The 21,214-nt window shown below is 42.3% G+C and carries 16 protein-coding genes; 10 read left to right on the top strand and 6 right to left on the bottom strand.

The features are described 5' to 3' along the window. Positions 1-75: 75 nt before the first annotated feature. From KTR06_RS17035 to KTR06_RS17010, 6 genes are all read right to left on the bottom strand, one after another. Positions 76-1,035: a toprim domain-containing protein gene (locus KTR06_RS17035; RefSeq protein WP_007842328.1), complete on the bottom strand. Its 960-nt coding sequence runs from the start codon at positions 1,033-1,035 to the stop codon at positions 76-78. Between the two features lie 216 nt (positions 1,036-1,251). Then, positions 1,252-2,328: an AAA family ATPase gene (locus tag KTR06_RS17030; RefSeq protein ID WP_007852816.1), complete on the bottom strand. Its 1,077-nt coding sequence runs from the start codon at positions 2,326-2,328 to the stop codon at positions 1,252-1,254. Between the two features lie 14 nt (positions 2,329-2,342). After that, positions 2,343-2,651, bottom strand: coding sequence for a DUF3853 family protein (locus tag KTR06_RS17025; RefSeq protein WP_007842330.1), 309 nt, complete (start codon positions 2,649-2,651; stop codon positions 2,343-2,345). Between the two features lie 223 nt (positions 2,652-2,874). Then, a complete protein-coding gene (locus KTR06_RS17020) occupies positions 2,875-3,894 on the bottom strand; it encodes a hypothetical protein (RefSeq protein ID WP_007842331.1) in 1,020 nt (339 codons plus the stop codon). 10 nt (positions 3,895-3,904) lie between these two features. Next, positions 3,905-5,197 carry a YhcG family protein gene (locus KTR06_RS17015; protein WP_007842332.1) on the bottom strand — a complete coding sequence of 431 codons (1,293 nt, stop codon included), beginning with the start codon at positions 5,195-5,197 and terminating at the stop codon, positions 3,905-3,907. A gap of 66 nt (positions 5,198-5,263) precedes the next feature. Then, positions 5,264-6,547 (bottom strand): site-specific integrase, encoded by a 1,284-nt coding sequence (locus KTR06_RS17010; RefSeq protein ID WP_021992115.1) that lies wholly within the window; start codon positions 6,545-6,547, stop codon positions 5,264-5,266. 345 nt (positions 6,548-6,892) lie between these two features. Between KTR06_RS17010 and rlmF the strand changes: the two genes are divergently transcribed. The 10 genes from rlmF (at position 6,893) to KTR06_RS16960 (ending at position 21,214) form a co-directional block, all read left to right on the top strand. Next, positions 6,893-7,828, top strand: coding sequence for a 23S rRNA (adenine(1618)-N(6))-methyltransferase RlmF (gene rlmF / locus KTR06_RS17005; protein ID WP_120067443.1), 936 nt, complete (start codon positions 6,893-6,895; stop codon positions 7,826-7,828). Between the two features lie 50 nt (positions 7,829-7,878). After that, complete coding sequence (locus KTR06_RS17000; protein ID WP_120067442.1) at positions 7,879-8,646, top strand: N-acetyltransferase; 768 nt, start codon at positions 7,879-7,881, stop codon at positions 8,644-8,646. Positions 8,647-8,800: 154 nt separating this feature from the next. Next, complete coding sequence (locus KTR06_RS16995; RefSeq protein WP_118407655.1) at positions 8,801-10,558, top strand: AraC family transcriptional regulator; 1,758 nt, start codon at positions 8,801-8,803, stop codon at positions 10,556-10,558. A gap of 65 nt (positions 10,559-10,623) precedes the next feature. After that, positions 10,624-10,986 carry a DUF488 domain-containing protein gene (locus KTR06_RS16990; RefSeq protein ID WP_008021523.1) on the top strand — a complete coding sequence of 121 codons (363 nt, stop codon included), beginning with the start codon at positions 10,624-10,626 and terminating at the stop codon, positions 10,984-10,986. A gap of 84 nt (positions 10,987-11,070) precedes the next feature. Continuing rightward, positions 11,071-12,303: a Cof-type HAD-IIB family hydrolase gene (locus tag KTR06_RS16985; RefSeq protein WP_008021524.1), complete on the top strand. Its 1,233-nt coding sequence runs from the start codon at positions 11,071-11,073 to the stop codon at positions 12,301-12,303. Beyond that, positions 12,300-13,415: an isochorismate synthase gene (locus KTR06_RS16980; protein ID WP_008021526.1), complete on the top strand. Its 1,116-nt coding sequence runs from the start codon at positions 12,300-12,302 to the stop codon at positions 13,413-13,415. Before KTR06_RS16985 ends, KTR06_RS16980 begins: the two co-directional genes overlap by 4 nt. A 19-nt stretch (positions 13,416-13,434) precedes the next feature. After that, positions 13,435-15,102: a 2-succinyl-5-enolpyruvyl-6-hydroxy-3-cyclohexene-1-carboxylic-acid synthase gene (gene menD, locus KTR06_RS16975; RefSeq protein ID WP_120067441.1), complete on the top strand. Its 1,668-nt coding sequence runs from the start codon at positions 13,435-13,437 to the stop codon at positions 15,100-15,102. A gap of 3 nt (positions 15,103-15,105) precedes the next feature. Continuing rightward, positions 15,106-15,930 (top strand): 1,4-dihydroxy-2-naphthoyl-CoA synthase, encoded by an 825-nt coding sequence (gene menB / locus KTR06_RS16970; RefSeq protein ID WP_004310001.1) that lies wholly within the window; start codon positions 15,106-15,108, stop codon positions 15,928-15,930. Positions 15,931-16,102: 172 nt separating this feature from the next. Next, entirely contained in the window at positions 16,103-17,128 is a 1,026-nt protein-coding gene (locus KTR06_RS16965; RefSeq protein WP_008021533.1) for an o-succinylbenzoate synthase, read from the top strand. 51 nt (positions 17,129-17,179) lie between these two features. Further along, entirely contained in the window at positions 17,180-21,214 is a 4,035-nt protein-coding gene (locus tag KTR06_RS16960; protein WP_120067440.1) for a DEAD/DEAH box helicase, read from the top strand.

Here is a 21,214-nt window from a genome sequence, read left to right as displayed (position 1 = left end):
GGGTCATTAGGGCAAAGCCCTAATCCCCTCGGGAGAGCCCACAACTACGAAAGCGAAGCGTGTAGTTATAGTGGGCTATAACCGGAAGCCTTTCGGTTTCTTGGATAGCGTATCATTCCTCTTTTCGACAGATTGCGCTTGCTCTTTCCTATCGGCTATTCGTTTCTGTAAATATTCGTTCAGATCTTTACATCCACTGTAGATTTGCGAGGCGTCACGTATATACCGGGTAGCATCATACTCCTTTCGGATTTGCTGTATTGCTTCCATTCCTGCACGGTCATTGTCAAAGAAACAGTGGATGCGCTCATAGCTTCCCAACGGATAGAGTGCCTTGGGAACATTGGCTACGGAATTAAGAACTATGTAATCCTGTCTGTCGAAGTCGGGTGATTGCGGACAGCTTTCCAGCCTTAAAGTAAGAAAGGAAAGGTAATCCATAAATCCCTCAAAAACGTAACATGTACTCCTTGGTTTTCCTGACTGTCTGATATGGGATATTTCTTTTGGTGCGATACATCCCTTGAAATATCGGTTGCGAATTTCATATCCGCCTGATATGTTCGGAAAGGCAATGGCGAAATACCGTTTGCCGTTGTGGGTGAAACGGGCTTCCTTACATTCTCTTTTCGCCAGTGCCGTGTTTATCCCTCTTTCCTGTAGGTAGGCAAGCAGGGCAGGAGAAGCCAGCAGCACAATGTCCAATTGCTGAAAACTCGGTTCGGAAAATGATTGCTTGCCAAAAGAGAAAGACACGGGACGTATGTGTGGTATCTGTTCTTCGATTTTCTGTAGAAGATAAGGCACATAGTCGGAACAGTAGAGTTCCTGTGCCAGTGCGATGATATTTCCACCTTTGCCGATTGCGAAATCATACCATTGGTTGCGCTCGGTATTTACTTTGAACGAGGGTTCTGTCTCTTCCCGTAACGGGGATTTGTACCATAGGTTAATACCTTGCTGCTTGACGGGAGAATATCCCAAACTGTACAGAAAATCCGCTATCCTGATTTGTTTTGCTGTCTGTATATCCATAATAAGATGAGTGTTTGAATAATGGTTGGAATATTTATTTCTCTTTTCGCCCGTACTTTTTTATGAAGTACGGTCTGTATAATCACTTCACTTTATCTTCGTATATATAGGATACGGTAATAAAGTGAAGCGCTTTTCTATTCCCTACAACCGCTTCGCTTTATTCTTAATATATAGACCTGCCGAATAAAGTGAAGTGATTACAGGTTATACGGTCTAATAGTGAAAGTCCGGCTTGAACGTGTATTTCCTGCCGTTCTCCTGTACTATCATCCGTTTGTTCCGGAGCATGGTGATAAGTGATACCGCTTTTTGATGGTTCAGTTTTACACCTACCGACATATATGACTTGATTAAGGAGGTTTCCAGATCCTTGTAGCCGTATTCCTCTTTCAGTCCGAAAGCCGCTTCCAGTGCTATGCGGTGCTGCTGTTCGCTAATATGTCTGTAAGGGTCAAACTTTTCCTCTTCCGGTCTTCCGGGTTTCTTCGCTTCGGGTCTGTACCCCTCTATGAGTTCAGGCAATGCATTGTCGTTGATACGGAAAGCGAAAGGCTCGAAATCCATTGCACGGATGTGCATGGCTGAAACATTGCTTATATCCCCGTTGCTCTTGTCCTTTTCCACCAGCAGAACGGTTTCCGCCTTGTTGTTCAGCTCCGTACCGATATGCCCTCTTGCGTTTTCATCGCCTTTGTTCTGGTGGAGTATCGTATGGATGTGTATCTGCCTGTCATCCGTCCACTGCATCAGTTTGGATATAATGCGTGTCGATTCTCCCGGACTGTTGATGTCATATACCATATCACGGATGCCGTCTATGATTACAAGCCCTATGTCCGGTGTATTATAGATAGCCTGTTCGACAATCCTGATACGCTGTTCGGGCGTGTATTTCCTCAAAGCGAGAAACTCCAGATGTTCATTGTCCCTGTCATCAGGAAGACCAGCAAGCCGTAAAATACGTTTCATGACTTTCAGACAGTGATAATGGCTTTGTTCCGTGTCCACATAAAGAATCTTCCTTTTTTCTTCCGGTAGTTCCGCAACATACCGCAGTACCGTACCGTTTTTCAATGCGGCGGCTACGATAGCCGATACATTGAAAGTCTTTTTACTCTTGGCTTTGCCGATGGATGCACTGAAATTGCCCAGTGTACCAATGACCGAACCTTGCACTTTTAGAATCTCAGGTGCTTTTTCGTAGATTTTCGACAGACTCAGGCGTGAAGCTTGCCAAAGGATTATTGCCTGTTCTGCCGAAATCTCCTTTATTTCTTTCATATAGTCCATAAGCATACCTCCCATTATTTCCGTCCTCCTGTTTTCTTCCCGGCAAGCTCAAGAGCCAATTCCGCATCTACGATAATCTTGCGCCCTATCTGGGTAATCGCCTTGTCTATCTTACCGCTTTTCTTTATGCGGTTGGCAGTGGGCAGACTGCACCCGAACAGTTTGGCTATACCGAGTATTCCGTACACATACTTCTTTTCCGTGTCTGTAACGGGTTGCGGCAATGCTTCGGCCTGACCTGAAGCGTGCTTACTCAGGAATATGAATTCTTCGCCTGTCATCTGCCAGACGGGTTTTGATAATAATTCTTGGATATTTGTCATCGTCCAATCTATTTAGTCGTTAAACAATCAGCCCTGCGCACTGGCTGTTATTTCTGTTCTCGAACGATGCAAAATTAGGTAGGGTTATGAGTGGTAAGGATGGGGACGGTACAAACTGAATATCATTGTATCTTATTGAATATCAGAAAATAAAAATACCACTCAAAAATTATTTTGAGTGGTAAAAGTGGAACTTTCGTAAAGTATCAGGATATATTACGGATTATCTGAATATATGTTCCATTTCCTTGGCGAAATTTTGGTTGCTGTCACTGGGGAAATCTGAAACAGGCTCCTTGTACTTGGATTTGTAGTAGCTGTCGTCAATATCCAGCAGTTTCAGTATTCTGTCTTTCCATTTGTCCCTGTCCTGTTTGGAGAGTTTCTCGCTCATCAGGAATATCAGATAGCATACACGTATTTTCTCTCTCGGTTTTATTTTCAGCTTACAGTTGCAGGGGTGAAGATTCATATTGGCATAGAAATCCAGTGCGGAAATTTCTTCGAACTGTTCTCCTATGCACACCTCATGAATGAGCGAAAGTAATTTCATGCTGAAATATTCCTGTTGTTCTTCTGTCGTTTCCTGCTGACTGATTGGCTCGCTTGATTTATTCTCTTGCTTTCCGTCAGGAATGTATTTCTTCAATATATCCAGAAAAAGGCAGCTTTGACGGTATATGTCCGCACAACAGTTCTTCATGTATTGGAATGCCTCTGTTCTTGCAGCCTTTTGCTGATCATAGAGTTTGTTCAGTTTGGCTTTTTCCCTGTCATATTCAGCCTTGCAGCGTTCATATTCTTTCTCTGCCTGTTTTTCCTCTTCGGCTGTATGCTCCCTGTAACCAATGGAATCATACCTGTTGTTGGCTTCATTCAGCGGCTTGCTCAGACTTCTTGTAACATCCAGCTGGGCTTCAATTTCCTGAGAATACCTTTCCATGTGCTGATAGCAAGCACGTTCTATGGCTCTGTCACTTAACGGGCGTATCTCATAAGCCTGTATGCTCTTTTCTATTTCAGTTTTCAGGCTGTTGAGTATCAAGGTGTATTGCTCTTTTTGCTTGTCAAGCACCAGTTCAAGGATAGCGGCTTCAAAGGATTTCATGTCATTATACTCCTGATAGAAATCCGATATGAATTTCTGCCTGTCAAAAGAAAAAGCGTAATTATCTATATAGTCTCTGTATATTCTGTTGAGTTCTCCATATTGGGGAATCATCGTCTGTATCTTTCCTGCCATATACTTTATATTATGGGTTCTTGTCCTTGTCAAGGAATAAGGTCAGTTCTTCTTCCACTTCTTCTATACTCGGTAGGGCAGATTTCAGATTTTCGGGTACTGCCTTGCTCAATTGATAGTCGCTGATACCTATCGGCTGGTCATATCCAGCCAAGGCATATTGTGCCACGACCTCATCCTTACCCCTGCACAGCAAAAGACCGATGGTCTTGTTATCATTTTCTCCCCTCAGTTTATCATCTACAACATTGATATAGAAATTTAACTGCCCTGCATATTCCGGTTTGAATGGCGTTGCTTTCAATTCCACGACAACATAGGCATGGAGCTTGATATTATATAGGATCAGGTCGGCGAAAAAGTCACTGTCCCCAATCTGGAAATGTTTTTGTCTGGCAACAAAAGCAAAGCCGTTACCCATTTCCAGCAAGTAACGGGTTACATGCTTTACCAACTGTTCTTCTATATCCCTTTCGTCAGCCTTTTCCTTTGCTCCTGCCAAGTCAAAGATATACGGGTCTTTTAACAGATAATTGGCAAGATCGCTTTGAGGTGCCGGAAGTGTGGCAGTGAAGTTGTTTACCTTGTTACTCTTGATTTGTCTGTCATACAGATTACTTTCAATCTGCATTTTCAGCACATTACTGCTCCAACCCATTTCTACAGATTGTTTCATATACCAATACCTTACGCCCAATGGTAGCGGATTATTGAGTATGACCATATGGCTTGCCCAATTTATTCTTGCAATCGGTGACGCCAAGAATAAATCTTCTATATCCTCTATTTTTATTTTATAGATGGTTGCTACTGTTTTTGCTACATTCTGAAATTGCGCAGGAACCTCCTGCGTAATTTCTAAAGATTGATTATCAGCTGATTGTATTTGCGCAGTAAGCTCCTGCGTAAATTGTCCGCTATTGAGCTTAAGGACTTCATTAGTAATGTTTTGAATATTTGGGACCGACAGTATTGAATCTGCTTCAATAAAACTACGAAGTACATTTAACGGATATAAACGGGCAAACTGGCACATATAAGTAAGATTACGTTCCGAATATCCCTTCTTTTCAGGATAATTGAATCTGATTGCCTGTGCCAATTTTTTGATAATTTTACCACCCCACCCATGTAGGTGTTGGTGGTACAGTATATAATTCCCCATTTTCCAGTAATGGAACAACATCTGGGCATTGGCTGCGGTAATGAGTCGGACTTGTGCCTGTTCTATTTCCGAACCGACAGCATGGACAAAGGCATCAAAATGACCTTTCTTTATATTATGTTCGTTGTTATTTTCCATATCACTAACTATTACTTAACAAAGATAACTCTAATAATGGATAATCTGTGAAACTGACTGATACTTTTAGAGTTGGTTAAACTTGTTCATTGCATTGGCCTTAATATCGTCTGCTATGTCAATGTAAGGCTTCATGGCTTTATAATCACTGTGCCCTGTCCATTTCATTACAACCTGTGCAGGAATACCGAGAGCCAGTGCATTACAGATGAATGTCCTTCTTCCTGCATGTGTGCTGAGTAATGCGTATTTCGGTGTAACTTCATCTATACGTTCATTTCCTTTGTAGTAGGTTTCACGTATAGGTTCGTTAATTTCTGCCAGTTCTCCCAGTTCTTTCAGATAATCATTCATTTTCTGATTGCTGATAACAGGCAATGCCATGTGGTTTTCAAAATGGATGTCCTTGTATTTTTCAAGTATGGCTTTACTGTACTTGTTCAGTTCAATACTCAGACTATCTGCCGTTTTAACGGTGGTGACTTCTATATGGTCGGACTTGACATCACTTCTCTTTAGGTTACGAACATCTGAATAACGCAGACTGGTAAAGCAACAGAACAGGAAAACATCCCGGACACGTTCCAGATACTGTTTGTCTTTGGGTATCTGATAGTCTTTTAGTCTGTTCAACTCTTCCCATGTCAGGAAGATTACCTTCTTGGGGGTGGTTTTCAATTTCGGTTTGAACGTATCGTATGCTATATTCTGGTGATAGTCTTTCTTGAAGCTCCATCGCAGGAACCATTTGAGGAATCCCATTTGTTTACCGATGGTACTGTTTCTCATGTCTTTTTTGTCACGCAGGAAATTGATATACTCGTTCAATCCGAACTCATCGAAATATTCAAAGGTCACATCTTCCTTGAACTCCTTGAGGTGATTTTTAACGGCTGCAAACTTTTCGTATGTGGATTCAGTCCAGTTATTCTGATTGCCGCATTCTTTTACAAATTCATCGAACACCTCCCAAAAACTTATCTGTGCTTCTTCCTGCTGTTCTTCGTTGGCATTCTTCATCCGCAGGTTGAATGCATCCTTTAGTTGTTGGGTAGTTGGCATGGTTTCCTGTACCTCAAACTCCTTGAACACATTTTGAATTTCGGCATAGTATTTCAGCAGATCGGCATTGATTTCAGATGCACTTTGCTTTAATTTGTTGGTACACCCGTTCTTTACTCGCTGCTTGTCGGAATCCCATTTGGCTACATCGATGCGGTAACCCGTTGTAAACTCAATGCGCTGGCTTGCGTATATGACGCGCATACGGATGGGGACATTCTCCACAATTGGCACACCGTTCTTTTTCCGGCTTTCCAATGCAAAAATGATGTTTCGTTTGATATTCATAATTGGGTGCGTTTGAAATTCTACACCCAAATATACACCCAATATTTGGAATAGCAAAAGATATTCAGAAAGATTTAGATTTACTATGTATTCCAAATTGTGTGTGATTATCAGTAATTTGCAATTTTATGATATTTCTTGAATGTATAGGTTCGAGAGCCTCTCTCTCCGCTTTTAAGCATTGAATATCAATGTGTTATAGAATAAGCATCCTAATTAAGGTATCAGAAAATGACCTTATGGGATGCTTTTTTATTTTATGATATTTTGGGGTGATTTGATTCCAATTTAGTGTATTAACAGGGAAAATTTGCAGACAGGAAAATTCTCTGTATCTTTGCCGACATGGCGCAAAAAGGTGAGTTACATATAAGAAATAAGCACAATGGTCAATACGATTTTTCGTTGTTGATAGAAAAATATCCTCCACTTAAGAGATTCGTATCACTTAATCCTCTGGGTGTACAAACTATAAACTTTTTTAATCCGCAAGCAGTAAAAGCTTTAAATAAAGCATTATTAATCAGTTATTATGGCATTCGGTACTGGGATATACCGAAACAATACTTGTGTCCACCCATTCCCGGAAGAGCGGATTATATTCATTATATTGCCGATCTTATTCAGCCGGATAGGGTAGCGAACGATTTGCAGACAGAGGAGGAAGATGCGAACGAACAGAAAACGAAATGCAGATGTCTGGATGTTGGGGTAGGTGCAAATTGTATTTATCCGATTATAGGGCACACAGAATATGGATGGACATTTGTGGGCAGTGATATTGATCCGGTCTCGATTGAGAATGCACGAAAGATAGTGACTTGCAACCCGGTATTGGCACATAAGATTGACTTGCGACTTCAGAAAGACAGTCAGAAAATTTTTGATGGAATTATCATGCCTGGCGAGTATTTTGATGTTACGATATGTAACCCTCCGTTTCATAGCTCGAAGGAAGAAGCGGAAGACGGAACCTTGCGCAAATTGAGTAGCCTGAAAGGGATGAAGGTGAAAAAAGTACAATTAAATTTTGGCGGGAGTGCGAATGAACTTTGGTGTGAGGGTGGAGAAATCCGTTTTATACTGAATATGATCTCCGAGAGTCAGAAATATCAGAAGAACTGTGGATGGTTTACCAGCTTGGTTTCAAAAGAAAAGAATCTTGAAAAGCTATGTGCTAAATTGAAGTCTGTGAATGCATCGGAGTATAAGATTATCAGAATGCAGCAGGGAACTAAAAGCAGCAGAATATTAGCCTGGCGATTTTCTAATAACTCATAATAATGAGTGCTTATTGATCTGTTATTTTTAAACCTATTAAATAAAATATTATGGAAACAAATTACATCACTTTGACGAAGGAGAATATTGCGGACGAACATATATGCTGTGCCTTTTCGGATAAGAAATGCAAAGATAGTTATGAGTTAAAAAAAGCATGGCTGAAAAAAGAGTTTGATAATGGTTATGTTTTCAGACGTATTGATGAACGGGCAAAAGTGTTCATCGAATATGGTCCTGCTGAAAAGGCGTGGGTTCCTGTCAGTGCTCCTAATTATCTGATGATAAATTGTTTCTGGGTATCGGGTAAATATAAAGGATGCGGGCATGGCAAGGCTTTGCTGCAGTCTGCTATTGATGATGCGAAATTGCAGGGAAAAGATGGTTTAGTTACCGTAGTGGGCACTTCTAAATTTCATTTTATGAGTGATACAAAATGGCTGCTGCGACAAGGTTTCCAAACTATAGAAAAACTTCCTTACGGATTCAGTTTGTTGGCTTTGAAAATAAATCCGGCTGCTCCCGATCCTTCATTCAACGACAGTGTATTGACAGGTGAGTGTCCCGACCGGGATGGAATAGTAGTGTATTATACTCATCGCTGTCCGTTTACAGAATTCCATGTTCGCGGTTCTTTGGTCAATGCAGCCAAGAGCAAGGATCTCCCATTAAAAATAATAGAATTAGAAACCATGGAACAAGCACAATATGCGCCTACACCAGCCACTATCTTTACTCTTTTTTATAATGGGAAGTTTGTTACAACCGATTTGAGCGCGTGTATTGAAGCCCGGTTGGGGAAGGCTTTAGGCTTGTGATTCTGTGAGATGAAGATTTATCAGAAACTAGGATTGGGATAAGAAGATAGCTAATGTTTCTTATTTTAATTTTGCAAAATTAAGATGCACCTTGCACTTTTTGTGGAAAATACATATCTTTGGATGCTGAATGATTAAAACACGGTAAGATCTTATGCGTTTTTTTGTATGTATTTTGGTGCTTTTATTTGTACACAATCAATTTTCGAGGGCTGATAAAACTTTAACTGATGATTCTCTGTATACGGAGAAATATATCAGGAATATTTATATTCCCGAACCTAGGCGTGCTCTGCAATTACTGGACGAAGTGGAGAACAGGAAAACGATTCCTTTGCGGGTTGTAAATGAATTGCGTAGTTTATCATATAGTAATATGTATATGAATAAACTAGCATTTATGTATGCAAGGAAAGCTTATTTGCTTGATTCTCTATATCAAAAAGATCCGAAACACATGCTGAAAATGACAGTACATTTGGCTGAATTTTCGGCAATGATGAGCAAATATAATGAAAGTATGCGTTATGCATTAGATGGAATCAGGCAGGCGCAAGAATTAGGGAACAGGGAAGCCAAAGCCAGGTTATTTTTCTGTATGGGGGAGAATAATTGGAGATTATCTTTTAAAGATAAAGCATACGATTATTTTAACCGGACTATTGAGCTTTTGCGGGGCTCAAAGGAGATGCGGGAAATGATGCTGCTCTCTTATTACTATGGAGCAGAAATGAGCTTTTTAATGAATGATTCTCGAATTGATGAGGCATTGAAAGTGGGTTTTGAGCGTGAAAAGCAGATTGAACGGCTTAAGGAAGTACCTCAAATCTCTGAAGATTATGTAGATGGCCAATATAGTTATTTATATGCCAAATTAGCTTACATCTATTGCATGGAGAAGAAATATGAGAAGGCGGAGCAATATTATCAGAAATACTTATCAAAGAAAGAGTCTCATACTCCCGACGGAAAAATGTACTCGGTTCCTTATTTGGCGCTTTCCGGACAATATGAAAAGGTTATTGATAATTGCAGGGGGTTCAAGGAATTGATGAGAACCCAGCAGGATACTTTGAATGAACAGTATCTGACTGTCCTTCGACAGGAGGTGAAGGCATATTTGGGTATGCATAAATACAAAGAAGCTGCCGAGATACGTGAAACGATTTTAACTATAACAGATAGTATCAATACCCGGGATAGAAACAATGCTGCATTGGAATTGAATGCAATGTACGGCGTTTCTGAAAAAGAAGAATATATTGCCGAACAGGCTTTTCAATTAAAAATAAGAAATATTACCCTCTGTTTTCTTGCATGTATTGTTGTGTTGACTCTGTTTATCGTTTGGCGTTTGTGGCATTTCAATCATATAGTCGAATATAAGAACAGGATGCTTGCCAGGCTTATAAACGAGAAATTTGCTAATAGAAAAGATGGGAACCAGTTATCGGAAGTATACGAACAACTGGCTGTTGTGTCGGAGGTTGAACCGGAACGTATTTCACCCGAAGAACTGGAAGAACTTGCTAACGATACAGATAAAGAAAGTGGGGAAGAAGAAGAGAATAAGAAGATATTTCAGGAACTGAATGATATCGTTATTCAGAAACAGTTATATCTTTCTTCAGAATTGTCGAGAGAAGATCTGGCACAAATCGTACATCTGAATAACGCACGTTTTGCGAGGATGATAAGAGAATGTACCGGAACCAATTTCAATGGATATATCAATGAATTGCGCATTAATTATGCCATTGAACTGATGAAAAAGCATCCTAATTATACGATACGTGCCATTGCGGATGAGGCCGGATTTAATAGCACCCCGATTTTATACAATCTTTTTAAGAAAAAGACGGGAATGACTCCTTACGAATTTAAAAAAGCACAGGATTCGTTACAGAATTGAGTGGATTCTGCTAAACAATTTTCGCATTTTCCGGTTTATCTATTTATAATTAACTATAAATAGAAATGATACAGGTTAGGATAAAGCGGGTTTACGAAGATTTTTCAGAAACAGATGGCTACCGGGTACTGGTAGATAAATTATGGCCACGTGGAATGAAGAAAGAATGGCTTAAGTACGATTATTGGGCAAAAGACATCACACCGTCTTCCACATTGCGTAGATGGTTTCACGAAGATATTCCCGGACACTGGGAAGACTTCGTCATACAGTATCAGAAAGAACTTGACGCTTCTTCCTCAATGGCTGATTTTCTGACTCTTATCAAGCCGCATCCGGTGATAACATTGCTTTACGCTTCCAAAGAACCGGTGTATAATCATGCCCGTATCCTCCGCGATTATCTGGAAATGCGTTTGAAAGAGTGAAATTAAAGTAATTTTTATCTGTTTACGCTTTCTGTCGTTCACTCAATTTCCTACCTTTGTAATCTAAATCAAAATCGTGTAATCATGAAGTATAAATTATTGGTTCTTGATGTAGACGGAACACTCCTCAATGATGCGAAAGAAATTAGTAAGCGTACATTGGCTGCCCTGTTGAAGGTTCAGCAAATGGGAGTACGTATTGTGCTGGCATCCGGCAGACCGACTTATGGCCTGATGCCGTTGGCCAAGATGCTCGAACTTGGAAACTATGGAGGTTTTATCCTTTCCTATAATGGCTGTCAGATTATCAATGCACAAAACGGGGAAATTCTGTTTGAACGTCGGATTAATCCCGAAATGTTGCCGTATCTGGAAAAGAAAGCCCGTAAAAACGGTTTTGCCTTATTCACTTATCATGATGATACGATTATAACGGATTCTCCTGAAAATGAACATATCCAAAATGAAGCCCGGTTGAATAACCTGCAAATAATTAAAGAAGAAGAATTTTCTGCTGCCGTTGATTTTGCTCCTTGTAAGTGTATGCTGGTGAGCGATGACGAAGAAGCACTGGTTGGTTTGGAAGATCACTGGAAGAGACGACTGAACGGAGCGTTGGACGTATTCCGTTCGGAGCCATATTTTCTGGAAGTAGTTCCCTGCGCCATCGACAAAGCCAACTCTTTGGGCGCTTTGCTGGAGGTGCTGGATATGAAGCGTGAGGAAGTGATTGCTGTAGGCGATGGTGTGTGTGACGTAACAATGATTCAATTGGCCGGGCTGGGCGTAGCTATGGGACATTCACAAGACTCGGTGAAAGCCTGTGCCGACTATGTGACCGCTTCGAATGAGGAAGACGGAGTGGCCGTTGCAGTGGAGAAGGCTATTATAGCTGAAGTGCGTGCTGCTGAAATTCCCCTTGACCAACTGAATGCGCAGGCACGCCACGCATTAATGGGAAACTTGGGAATTCAATATACATACGCCGACGAAGACCGTGTGGAAGCAACGATGCCGGTAGACCATCGTACCCGTCAGCCTTTCGGCATTTTGCATGGGGGAGCTACTCTTGCGTTGGCGGAAACAGTTGCCGGACTCGGTTCGATGATTCTTTGCCAGCCGGACGAGATTGTAGTAGGAATGCAGGTCAGCGGAAACCATATATCTTCTGCACATGAAGGAGATACAGTGCGTGCGGTAGGAACAGTTGTACATAAGGGACGTTCCTCCCACGTATGGAATGTAGACGTGTTTACTTCAACAAACAAACTGGTGTCTTCCATACGGGTAGTCAACAGTGTGATGAAAAAGAGATGACCGACGAAGAAATAAGTAACTTGACAACTATTGATGCATTTATTCAGCGGAAGCAGCCGTTTGCTGTTTACCGTATTCCCGGAGAGAAAGTTCCCCGTCTGTTGACGCAGGCGGAAGGAGCGGTCCGTTTGATATACGATTTGAAAGAACTGAATGGACAGAGAGGATTTGTAATTGCTCCGTTTCAGGTGAGTGAGTCATGTCCGGTTGTGTTGATTCAACCCGATCAGTGGGGGCAGCCTTTACCCGTGGATGATGATACGGAAGAAGACCGGGAGATAGCCTTGCGCCTGCAAGGACAAGAATCATTTCTGACTTCTTCTACGGAAGAATATGCGGCATGCTTTCATACCTTTATAAATGCGTTACGTGACAGGACGTTTGATAAACTAGTGCTTTCCCGTCATCTTACAGTTGATAAAGTTGCGGATTTTTCTCCTTTGTCCATCTTTCGGGCGGCTTGTAAACGTTATATTCATTCGTATATTTACTTATGTTATACTCCGCAGACGGGCATCTGGCTGGGAAGTACTCCCGAAATCATTTTATCAGGTGAGAAAGACGAATGGCATACGGTTGCACTAGCCGGAACACAGCCTTTGCAAGATGGCAGATTGCCGCAAGTATGGGATGAAAAGAACCGGAAAGAACAAGATTATGTTGCTTCTTATATCCGTCGGCAGCTTCTTTCACTGGATATTCATTCTACGGAAAACGGGCCATATCCTGCTTATGCCGGTGCTTTGTCACATTTAAAAACTGATTTCCGTTTTTCTTTGAAAGATAATAAAGGTTTGGGAGACCTTCTGAAAGTTTTGCATCCGACACCTGCCGTATGCGGCTTGCCGAAGGAAGAAGCCTATCAGTTTATTTTGCAGAATGAAGGTTACGACCGCCGCTATTACTCCGGCTTTATCGGATGGCTCGATCCGGAAGGACGAACAGACATCTATGTAAACTTACGCTGTATGCATATCGAAGATAAACAACTTACTCTTTATGCCGGCGGTGGATTATTGGCCTCTTCGGAATTGAATGACGAATGGCTGGAAACGGAGAAGAAGTTGCAAACCATCAAACGGCTGATTGCAGTGCCTCCTTTAAAATCATAAACTACTAATAATTATCATCATGTATACAGACAAGAAGAACATACTCCAGTTGGTTGCGTTGCTCGAGGCGCATGGGATTACTAAGGTTGTATTGTGTCCGGGTAGTCGTAATACGCCCATAGTACATACTTTGTCTAACCATCCGAATTTTACCTGCTATCCGGTGACGGATGAACGGAGTGCCGGCTATTTTGCCATCGGTCTTGCGTTGAATGGTGGTAAGCCCGCAGCTGTCTGTTGCACTTCCGGTACTGCATTATTAAACCTTCATCCGGCTGTGGCAGAAGCATTTTATCAAAATGTTCCTCTGGTCATTATTTCTGCGGATCGTCCCGCTGCCTGGATCGGGCAGATGGATGGACAGACAGTACCACAACCAGGCGTATTTCAGACATTGGTTAAGAAGTCAGTAAACCTTCCGGAGATTCATACGGAAGAAGATGAATGGTATTGCAATCGTCTGGTGAATGAAGCTTTGCTGGAAACGAACCATCATGGAAAAGGACCGGTACATATTAATGTCCCTATTTCTGAACCGTTGTTCCAGTTTACGGTTGATTCGCTTCCTGAAGTGCGTGTCATTACCCGTTATCAGGGGTTGAACGTCTACGATCGTGATTATAATGATTTGGTCGATCGGATGAATAAATACCAGAAGCGAATGATTATCATCGGTCAGATGAATCTTATCTACCTGTTTGAAAAAAGATATATCAAGTTATTATATAAACATTTTGCCTGGTTGACTGAACATATCGGCAACCAGACAGTTCCCGGTATTCCGGTAAAGAACTTTGATGCGGCGCTTTATGCCATGCCCGAAGAGAAGGTCGGCCAGATGGTTCCGGAGTTGTTGATTACTTATGGAGGACATGTCGTTTCCAAACGGCTGAAGAAGTTTCTCCGTCAGCATCCGCCTAAAGAACATTGGCACGTATCGCCGGACGGTGAGGTGGTCGATTTGTACGGCTCATTAACTACGGTGATCGAAATGGACCCGTTCGAGTTTCTGGAGAAGATAGCCAGTTTGTTGGACAATCGGACTCCTGAATATCCCCGTGTGTGGGAAAACTATTGCAAGATCATTCCCGAACCGGAGTTTGCTTATTCGGAAATGTCTGCCATCGGTACGTTGTTGAAAGCCTTGCCGGAGTCATGTGCGTTGCATCTGGCTAACAGTTCGGTGGTGCGCTATGCACAATTATACTCTATTCCTTCTACGATTGAAGTTTGTTGCAACCGGGGAACAAACGGTATTGAAGGCTCGCTGTCTACGGCTGTCGGTTATGCGGCAGCTTCCGACAAACTGAACTTTATAGCTATCGGAGATTTGAGCTTCTTTTATGATATGAATGCGTTGTGGAATGTCAACGTTCGCTCCAATCTGCGTATCCTTCTGTTAAATAATGGAGGAGGAGAGATTTTCCATACCTTGCCGGGGTTGGATATGTCGGGTACTTCGCATAAATTTATTGCGGCAGTCCATAAAACGTCCGCCAAAGGTTGGGCAGAAGAGCGTGGGTTTCTTTATCTGCAAGCGCAAAATGACGAAGAACTGGCTGAAGCGATGAAAACTTTCACTCAACCGGAAGCTATGGAGCAGCCTGTGCTCTTGGAGGTGTTTACCAACAAAAACAAGGACGCGCGCATGTTGAAAAATTATTATCATCAATTAAAACAAAAATAGATTATGTCAACACAAAGAGAGTGGACAACCATCAGAGAATACGACGATATTCTTTTTGATTATTATAATGGAATTGCCCGTATCACGATCAACCGTGAACGCTATCGGAATGCGTTTACTCCGACAACTACTGCTGAAATGAGTGACGCATTGCGCATCTGCCGTGAAGAAGCGGATATTGATGTGATTGTGATTACCGGAGCCGGTGATAAGGCATTTTGTTCGGGCGGCGACCAGAATGTGAAAGGACGTGGCGGATATATCGGAAAAGACGGTGTGCCTCGTCTTAGTGTATTGGATGTGCAAAAGCAGATTCGCAGCATCCCGAAACCGGTGATTGCTGCCGTGAACGGTTTTGCTATTGGTGGCGGACATGTGCTTCATGTGGTATGTGATTTGTCCATTGCGTCGGAAAATGCTATTTTCGGTCAGACGGGTCCTCGTGTAGGTAGCTTTGATGCCGGATTCGGTGCGTCTTATCTGGCACGTGTGGTCGGTCAGAAGAAAGCACGCGAAATCTGGTTCCTTTGCCGGAAGTATAATGCACAAGAAGCATTGGATATGGGATTAGTGAATAAAGTAGTTCCCTTGGAGCAGTTGGAGGACGAATATGTACAGTGGGCGGAAGAAATGATGTTGCTTAGTCCGTTGGCTTTGCGCATGATTAAAGCAGGATTGAATGCCGAACTGGATGGTCAGGCAGGTATTCAGGAATTGGCAGGTGACGCAACGTTGCTCTATTACCTGACTGATGAAGCACAGGAAGGCAAGAATGCGTTTCTGGAGAAACGTAAACCGAACTTCAAACAATATCCGAAATTCCCTTAAAATCGGCTTTGCCACAGAGTACCACAGAGTTTGCTTTTCCTGCGTTTAAGCCCGATTTTCTGCAAAGCAAGACTGTGGAGGAGAGAATGGTAGGAGAACTGCAAGAGATATAACTTATTAAAACTTCGTGAGGCTCTGTGTTATTCTGTGGTGAATTGAAAAATTATTCACGATGAATTGTAAAATAGAAATTATTCCCCGATTGCTCCATTTCAAGCAACCTGCCGGGACTTCCAGAGGAACATATACTACGCGTAAAGTTTGGTATCTTCATTTTACCTCTCCTGACTTCCCTGGCAGAGTGGGAATAGGGGAGTGTGCACCTTTGCCCGCTTTAAGTTGTGACGATCTTCCTGATTACGAAGATATATTAGTGAAAGTCTGCCGGAAAGTAGAGAGGGAACAAGGCAGATTGGATATGGATGGCTTGTGTGACTATCCTTCAATTTTATTTGGTCTGGAAACGGCCATCCGGCATTTCTTTGCAGGAAACTGGGCTTTATGTGATACGGCTTTCTCACGTGGAGAAGTTGGTATTCCGATTAACGGCCTTATTTGGATGGGAGATTTTCAGAACATGTTATCCCAGATTGAGAAAAAGATGGAAGCCGGATTTCGTTGTATCAAGTTAAAGATAGGTGCCATCAATTTCGAAGAAGAACTGACATTGTTGCGCCATATTCGTACGCATTTCTCTTCTAAAGAAATAGAGTTGCGTGTAGATGCAAATGGTGCTTTCTCACCCGTGGACGCAATGGAAAAACTGAAACGTCTGTCCGAGTTTGATTTACATTCTATCGAACAGCCAATCTGTGCCGGACAATGGGAGGAAATGGCTCGGCTTGCTGCCGAATCTCCATTAGCGATTGCTTTGGATGAAGAACTGATAGGATGCAATACGCTGGAAAGGAAACAGGAGCTGCTTTCAACAATTCGTCCGCAATATATCGTTATTAAACCTTCTCTTCATGGAGGAATATGCGGAGGAGACGAATGGATTACCGAAGCTGAAAAACAACAGATCGGCTGGTGGATAACTTCCGCTCTGGAATCAAACATTGGGCTAAACGCCATTGCCCAGTGGTGTGCAACATTCAGCAATCCGTTGCCACAGGGACTGGGAACAGGGGCGCTCTTTACAGACAACGTGGAAGTGCCTCTTGAAATAAGAAAAGATTGCCTGTGGTTTTGTAAATGATGGTGTTAAAGGATAATCGACTGGTAACGACAAAACATAGAACTAAAAAAGATGGCAATATTAGCTGCTGATAAAGACAAAGAGATTAAAACCCTTTTCTTAAAATATATGGCTTGGAACATGCTTCCATTGCTATATAACGATGCATTGAAGAAACTCTGTAAGATGGGATTTAGCCCTGCCAAGGCTACTAAGTTGCTGAAGTCAATGCAAGAGAATGGCGAGATAGAAATCGTTTCAAACCTGCATTATTTCGGGAATAAAAGATGTCGGTTGCTGCCCGGCATCCATCTCCGGTATTTATGGCTGATGCGAAATGAATCGTTTGAAGAATTTGAAAAAGAACAATCTCTCCCCGGATATATTGAGCTGCAAGCGAGAACATTGTGTAATGCGATGTTACAATGGGCTGCGACGAAGGAATTGGATAATGATATAATAACGCATTGGCCGGTAGACGAATTGACACTGCCTCTATTTCGTGAAATGGCATATTCTACCGAATGGCGAGATTTATACAGTAAACTTTCTGTCGGTGTTTTATATTGTATTATCGATGGATATGCCAATCGTTGGAATTACTGGCTGGAAGAAATAGACGAGCTTTTTGTTGAAAATCTATATCTAAGGAATCAATCAATGCCTACTTCCGTTAAAGCGTATTTTCGGGAAGTTTATTCATTTTATGAATATGTATTGTCTGGTCGTATCAATGAAATCCCGGAGAATGTAACGTCCCGCTCTGTGGATGGTTTATGCGCCCATGCGCTTTATGCCCAATATCATGGAAATTATTCAGAGGCACTTAAAATATATCGGCAAGCTCTCAAAGATATAGAAAGTACCTATCTTTTTGATACGCCTTTCTATTCGTTAACGTATGTCATAGCATTAATGCGCGAGGGTAGTGAGGCTTCAAAGAAAAAGATGAGCGGATTAGTGACAAAGAAACGGATTCGTGAAGAAAGGCAATGGCTGCCGGCTTATCTGATGCTTTTGATTGCTTTAGGAAGAGATACTAAAGAATTAGTCTTATGGATAGAGCGGAACTATGACCTGCAATCGAATATGGTAAAAGCATTATTGTATTTACTTCTCGAACATTATAAGCTGAATGAGAAAATCTATATAGACAATCGCCCTATTGAGAAACTGCTTGAAAACGATCGTTTTAAAGCATTGCAGTTAGAATATTCATGCGACTTTCAGGCTTTTATTTCTAAAAATGCGCAATTGAGGGAAGAGATGGGAGTGGCTCCCCTGCTTCCTTCTTATGCTAAACAGGAACCTTGGGAAATTGCGTTGGACAGATTAGCGGAGCTGGTTCGGAATCAGGAAACCAGAGAAGTAGCGAAAGGAGCCGCTGATAACATAGCTCGGTCACGCATTGTATATCATATAACGAATTATGGTCAGATCATTCCCCGACTTCAAAAGTCGAAAGACGGAATAACCTGGACGGGAGGGAGGAATATAGCTTTGGCTACTTTCCAGCAGAACGCAGTAGAAGGGATGAGCGAACTAGACAAGAGCCTTGCGGCATGTGTCAAGTACTTTAATGCCGGATATTCTATAGGAGACATTTATGAGTTGAGCGGACCCAAGGCGTTATCTCTTTTGGCGGGTTATCCATTTGTGTATATGGAGAGAAATCCGGATATTCCTATTGTAATTACGAAAGAAGAACTACAGTTGGTGGTTACTCAACTGAAAGACGGTTATCAGGTGAGCAGTAATGTGAAACAGTTGGGAAGTTCGAATACTATTTTAAATAAGGAGAATGATCAGCTCTATCGGATTGTAGAACTGACCTCGGAACAGCGTGCCATATTGGAACTCTTCAAACAATCCTCCCGCTTTCCGTTAAAAGCTAAAGACCAGTTGGCGGACGTGTTGGGGAAATTGGGAAGAAACGTGACGATACATTCGGACTTGGTACGCAATAAAGAAAACCTCAAGCAAATAAAAGGAGATTCATTGATAACCGTTCAGCTGTTGCCCGTAGGAGACGGAATCAAGGTGGAACTTTTTGTAAAACCTTTCATCGAACAGCCGCCTTATTGCAAAGCCGGTGAGGGAGTGGGAAGCGTGATTGGAACAATGAAGGGCGAACGTGTGCAGGCGGTACGCAATTTGAAGAAAGAAAAAGAAAATTATGTGATAGTCAACCAGCTACTTCAACGGGTCAGCGGAGACTTTATGGCTACGGATACGGCTTACTTTGCAGATTACTATCAATGTCTGGATCTGATAGAAGAGCTTCGCGAGCTGTCAGATGTGTCGCGTACCGAGTGGCCGGAGGGTGCTAAATTGTCTATAAAGGGCATTGCGGATTTTCCACAACTGAAGCTTTCTATGAAAGGGGTAGGATACTGGTTCGAGATAGATGGAGAGTTGGAGATAGAAGACGGAGTCCGGATGAAGATTTCCGAACTTTTGCGGAAAACCCGTGAAAGCAGGGGGCGTTTTATAGCGTTGAATGACTCTGATTTCATCGCATTAAGCAATCAGTTACGTCGGAAGTTGCAAGAACTTGATTCTATCCTGCTGAATGATAAAAGTCTGAAAGTTTCCAGCTTTAATGCCACTTTGCTTGCTGATATGGAACAACAGGGAATCCTGCTGAAAAAAGACCATAAGTTTAAGGAACTACAGCAAAAAATAGAACAGGCAGAAAATGTCCGGTTCATCGTACCTGCCACGTTACAGGCTGAATTGCGTGATTATCAGATGGATGGATTCCGGTGGTTATCACGATTGGCGTATTGGGGAGCCGGTGCTTGTCTGGCGGATGATATGGGATTGGGAAAAACGATACAAGCCATTGCTCTGATGCTCAGCAGAGGGAAGAAAGGTGCTTCTTTGGTTGTCGCTCCTGCATCCGTATTGCTTAACTGGCAGAGTGAAATCAACCGTTTTGCTCCTTCGCTTACTTGCCGGGTGCTACATGACAGCTGCGGTGATCGGGAGCAAATGATACAGGAGACAGGTGATTATGATATATTGCTTACTACTTATGGATTGCTGAATGCGGAGGTTGTATTGTTGAGCAAGAAGCAGTGGAATGTCATCCTGCTGGACGAAGCCCATACAATTAAGAATAAAGACACCAAAATGTCCAAGGCGGCGATGCAACTCAACGGTGAATTCCGTTTGTTGTTGACCGGAACTCCCATACAGAACCATCTAAGTGAAATCTGGAACTTATTTCAGTTTGCCAATCCCGGTTTACTGGGGACATTTCCGCATTTTAATGAAAAGTTTATTCTGCCCATTGAGAAAAACGGAGATAAGCAACGGCAAAAACAATTAAAGAGAGTGCTGCAACCTTTTCTGCTTCGACGTACCAAAAATGAGGTTTTGGACGAACTGCCGCAGAAAACAGAAATAGTGCAGAAGGTAGAACTGTCTTCCGAGGAAATGGCTTTGTATGAGAATCTCCGTCAGCAGGCTGTTGCTAATATCGAGGAAAGTTCGTTGGGGGCTATGCAGGCATTGGCGGAAATCACTCGTTTACGTCAGGCGGCCTGTCATCCGGCTTTGATCAATGATAAGCTGAAAATTGACTCATCCAAGACAAAAGTATTTATGGATTTGGTAGATGAACTTATCGGCAATCAGCACCGTGCGTTAGTATTCAGCCAGTTCACGTCTCATCTGGCTTTGATTCGCAAAGAACTTGATTTGCAGGGTATTTCCTATCTTTATTTGGATGGAACGATGTCTGTAAATGAGCGTGAAAAACAGGTCAGTCGGTTTCAACAAGGAGAGGGACACCTGTTTTTGATTAGTCTCAAAGCGGGAGGTACAGGGCTGAACCTGACAGCCGCCGATTATGTGATTCATTTGGATCCATGGTGGAATCCTGCTGTCGAAGACCAAGCTTCAGACCGTGTTTACCGTATCGGTCAAACTCGCCCTGTCACCATCTATCGGCTGATAGCTTCCAATACGATTGAAGAGAAGATTGTCACGCTGCATCAAAGTAAGAAATCATTGGCGGATTCTCTACTGGATGGAAGCAATATGGCGCATAAATTGACTAAAGAAGAAATGTTGGAACTGTTGCGAGGAGGCATTCAATAA

Origin of the sequence: Bacteroides sp. MSK.20.12, from assembly GCF_019052435.1 — a bacterium.
Classification (GTDB): domain Bacteria; phylum Bacteroidota; class Bacteroidia; order Bacteroidales; family Bacteroidaceae; genus Bacteroides; species Bacteroides xylanisolvens.
Note: the sequence above shows the minus strand (reverse complement) of the source record. Positions and strands in the feature narration are given on the sequence as shown.